Annotated in this window: 4 protein-coding genes; 2 read left to right on the top strand and 2 right to left on the bottom strand. The window is 30.1% G+C overall.

The window, feature by feature from the left end; all coding sequences use genetic code 11:
- Nucleotides 1–180, bottom strand: a 180-nt coding sequence (locus tag ACTHW2_RS11575; protein WP_442264074.1) for a hypothetical protein, incomplete at its 3' end; no start/stop codon positions are given.
- A 204-nt stretch (nucleotides 181–384) separates the two neighbouring features.
- On the opposite strand from ACTHW2_RS11575, the gene ACTHW2_RS11570 reads away from it, so the two are divergent.
- Nucleotides 385–1,704 carry an IS1380 family transposase gene (locus ACTHW2_RS11570; protein ID WP_442264073.1) on the top strand — a complete coding sequence of 440 codons (1,320 nt, stop codon included), beginning with the start codon at nucleotides 385–387 and terminating at the stop codon, nucleotides 1,702–1,704.
- A 299-nt stretch (nucleotides 1,705–2,003) separates the two neighbouring features.
- Here ACTHW2_RS11570 and ACTHW2_RS11565 read toward each other — a convergent pair whose 3' ends face one another.
- Nucleotides 2,004–3,329: a branched-chain amino acid transport system II carrier protein gene (locus tag ACTHW2_RS11565; protein WP_442264072.1), complete on the bottom strand. Its 1,326-nt coding sequence runs from the start codon at nucleotides 3,327–3,329 to the stop codon at nucleotides 2,004–2,006.
- Nucleotides 3,330–3,698: 369 nt separating this feature from the next.
- Here ACTHW2_RS11565 and ACTHW2_RS11560 point away from each other — a divergent pair, with 369 nt between their 5' ends.
- A complete protein-coding gene (locus ACTHW2_RS11560) occupies nucleotides 3,699–4,058 on the top strand; it encodes a LysR family transcriptional regulator (RefSeq protein WP_442264071.1) in 360 nt (119 codons plus the stop codon).
- Nucleotides 4,059–4,082 lie beyond the last annotated feature (24 nt).

The raw sequence follows: 4,082 nt of genomic DNA, 5'->3' as shown, positions 1-4,082 counted from the left end.
CAATTGATCGTTTGATAATTGCTCAACTTGATTTCTTGATAATGTTTTAATGTTTTTTGTATCAAAATTATTTTCATCACTAACCTCTAAAATTGAATAAGGTGACTTATTCATTAATTCATTTATTTTTTGAAAATGTTCTTGTTTATTACTAGCTGAAAAAGATGTTGTTGTTAACAACAACATAAAAACTATTGATAAAATACTAATTAACCTGAATTATTCACAACAATTTAATAATGTAGCATCAATAGATTGTATTTACTATGGTCTATCACTTTAAATTTTTCACTTAATAAGTGAAGATAAAAGTATAGAAAAAGGGCTCCAACTTTGTTAAAATGTAGTTAAGACAACCATCACAAAAACAAAGGAGGAACCCTTATGTCTATTGTAACTAATTTTCAACTAAAAAGCAATAATAAAATTAAAATTAATTTTGATGGTGGAGATTTATCTTCTGATTCTGGTCTACTTCTTATCAAAGAATTTGCCCAAAAGATTGGTTTCCATAAAATTATTCAGAATATATTTAAAACAACTGACTCATCAATTCGTAATCATAAAGACCATGAAAATCTATTACAAGTAATTTACCAAGTTTTAGCAAGATATTTCAATGATAATGATGCTGATGAATTAACTGATGAACCTGTTATAAATGCTATTCTAGATAAAGACGGTTTAGCTTCACAGCCGACATTGTCAAGGTTTTTCAACCGTATGGATGATAAAACTCTTGAGCAATTTAATGAAATTTTAATTACTTTAAGAAAATATATCTATAGCTTAAATGATCCTGAAATGATACTTCTTGATTTAGATTCTACTCTACTTAAAACCTATGGTAAACAAGAAGGTGAAAATTTCAACTTCCACTATCAATCCAGGGGATATCATCCCTTAATGTGTTTTGATGGTCTAACAGGTGATTTGCTTAAAGCTGAACTCCGAAATGGATCTGCTTACAGTAGTACTGGAGTTGTAGCTTTTATGAAACCAGTATTAGATGAATATTTTAATGATTATCCAGAGACTGATCTTTATCTTAGAGGGGATAGTGGATTTGCCACTTCAGATTTATTTATACAATGTGAAAATAATAGGGTGTCTTACGTTATTCGATTAAAAGCAAATCAAAATCTTTACAAATTATCTCAAAGTGCTACTGAATCACTGGATGAATTAACAGTAGATAACAAGTTAGATTATAAGATAGTTTATGATGAGTTTTACTACCAGGCAGCTAGCTGGGATTATCCTAGACGAGTTGTAATAAAGATAGAAAAGCCATCAAATCAATTCACTTATCAATATACTTTTATTGTGACTAATATGTCTATGACTCCTTTTGAAACTATTAAGTTTTATGCCAATAGAGGAACAATGGAAAACTTTATCAAAGAATGCAAACTTGGTTTTAATTTCAATTCAACTAGTAGCAGGGATATGATAGTAAATGAAAACCGTTTACAAATGCACATCCTAGCCTACAACTTATTTAACTGGTTTAAAAGGCTAATTCTACCTGAGAACATGAATAAAATGCTGATAGATACAATTCGTTTAAAGTTAATAAAGATAGCTTCAAAAGTCATTCGTTCAGGAAGGTATCTGATATTTAAACTTTGTAGCTCTTGTCCATATAAAAAAGAATTCTTTGAAACCTTTGAAAACATAAGAAAAATGCCTCAATTAGAATGATTTAGAGTTGGACCTTGAAAGTTTTAAAATCAAAAATAGTGATTACAGGATAGTTATGTCCATTTTTAGATGAAAATCATCACTTATTGATCTTTGAAACTTCTAAAAGGCAGTTTATATTATTTTAAGTTAAATTAAAGTTCTGTGAATAATTCAGGTTAAATTATAATAAGTTCCTCTTACAACGTGAAATTATCTTATTCTTTTGATTAATAAAATATTTAATGCCAGATTGGGTAGAAATAGAAATGGATAAGTAGTCTCTAAGACTCTCATCCATTTCTATTTCTACTTGTTGTTTAATTTATTAATTCTTTATTTCCACTTATTCTAGGATATAAAATTCCACCGATTATTAAGCCAACTACGAAAGGAATAATCCAACCAAAGCCTTGTCCAGCTAAAGGCATTTGTGTAACGAAAGAATCTAGGAATCCAATTGAACTACCAGTGAATTCATTAATAGCTTCGCTTATACTATAAATTGAAGTTAAAAATATAGAACCTTTATAAAAACCATCATTTGGAATCCATTTACCAAAGAATCCTAAAATTGTAAGACCAAGTAATGGGGCATAAAGTGCTGTAAATAATGGGTTAGTAAACTTAACTATATTGTCTACACCTATAAAAGCAATTAGGCAAGAAAGTATACTTACTCCTATTACCAAGGATTTATAACTTAGCCTTCCTTTGCTTTCACGTTCGAAAAAATCAGAAACTGCTGAAATTTGTCCTGTCGCTGTTGTAAGACAAGCTAATACAACTGCTACTCCCAAGATTGACATCAAGAATCCTCCACCAACTCTTCTTACTAAATCAATCAGTAAATCAGTTCTTCCTATTGTTTCAAGATATTGGCCACTAGCACCTGCACCAAGATAATATAGGCCACCATATATTATTAAGAGGCAAACGAAAGCAACAACACAAGCCATAGCATTTACTTTCCCAAGTTGTTTTCTAGATGTATAGCCTTTTTTACGGCAAGTATTTAAAAAGAAGTCGGCCATCATAAAAGATACCAATAGATCTCCAGTTTGATAACCGCCTAAAAAAGAATTGAAGAAAGAATTTTTAATTCCTGTCCCTTGTGGTACTCCTACTGGATTCATTACTCCTCTTATTACAACTAATAGCAAGCAAATAACCATTATAGGTGTTAAGTATTTACCAATTTTATCTAGTACACTTTCTTTTTGATATGAAAAATATAATGCAAGTATGAAATATACTGCAACTGCAGCTACATAAGGCGCTTGAGAAAATATACTTTGAAGACCAAGCTCAATTCCTATTGCACCAGTTCTTGGTATAGAAACGAATGTAGCAAATATCATAATGGAAGCTACTATGATAGTAGCAAATTTTTCATGGACATGTACCGCTATAGAATGTATTGACCCTGCAAAACCCAACATTATTAGTGCAACAATAGGTAAAAATATACCTGATGTGGTCAAGCCAATAGCCCCACTAACCCCTAGATTACCGGTTTCTAGTCCTAAAAATGGGGGGAAAATCAGATTTCCAGCACCAAAATATGTAGCAAAAAATGCAAGACCGATGAAAAAAACTTCCTTATAGTTAATAGCGTTATCAATTTTATTAACTTTATCGCTCATAAAACTCCTCCTCTTTTTGTAATCCTAAAAAATACTAAAGATAGATAAATTTGAGAAACGATTTCTCGAATTTTTTATTTCTAAGAGACTTATTGATGATAATATAATTTGATTTCAAAAGAAGATAGGATAGGTTATTACTATCTAATCAATAAGTTCTTGAATTAATCATAACATATGAAAACGTTTTATTAAATTCGAAAAAGTTTTAGATAACTATTATGATTTCTAATATTATGAATAAGCTTAGGATAATGGATAAGTTTAGGATATATGTTATACTTATCTTGTAATTTAAGGTGAGGTAATTTTATAATATTGAAAGATAGTAAGGTTAAGAATAGGTTTTCAAATAGAAAGGGGATTGAAATGACATTACAACAACTCAGGTATGTGGTGGCTGTTCACGAGGCGGGTTCTTTCAGTGCAGCATCGGAAAAATTGTACGTATCTCAGCCCAGTATAAGTACTATGATTGCAGATTTAGAATCAGAACTAGATATTACTATATTTAATAGGTCTAAAAAAGGTGTTTCATTAACTGAAGATGGAAACGCCTTATTACAATATGCATATGCCATGCTCCATTTAGAAGACGGGATCTTTGAAAATTTTAAGACAGATGAAGATATAATTGCTTTCTCAGTATCATCCCAACATTATACTTTTGCAATTGACGCATTTTTACATTTAGAACAAGTGGATAGGTTACACTTAATTATACAATAAAAACTCGGACATGATATAATAAAT

Origin of the sequence: Tissierella sp., from assembly GCF_052089545.1 — a bacterium.
Taxonomy (GTDB): domain Bacteria; phylum Bacillota; class Clostridia; order Tissierellales; family Tissierellaceae; genus Tissierella_A.
This window is presented reverse-complemented; position numbering and strand designations above follow the sequence as displayed.

Bases quoted from the DNA above. Each gene is read 5' to 3' on its own strand.
- ACTHW2_RS11570 (WP_442264073.1), top strand. From the start codon at position 385: ATGTCTATTGTAACTAATTTTCAACTAAAAAGCAATAATAAAATTAAA.
- ACTHW2_RS11565 (WP_442264072.1), bottom strand. From the start codon at position 3,329: ATGAGCGATAAAGTTAATAAAATTGATAACGCTATTAACTATAAGGAA.
- ACTHW2_RS11560 (WP_442264071.1), top strand. From the start codon at position 3,699: ATGACATTACAACAACTCAGGTATGTGGTGGCTGTTCACGAGGCGGGT.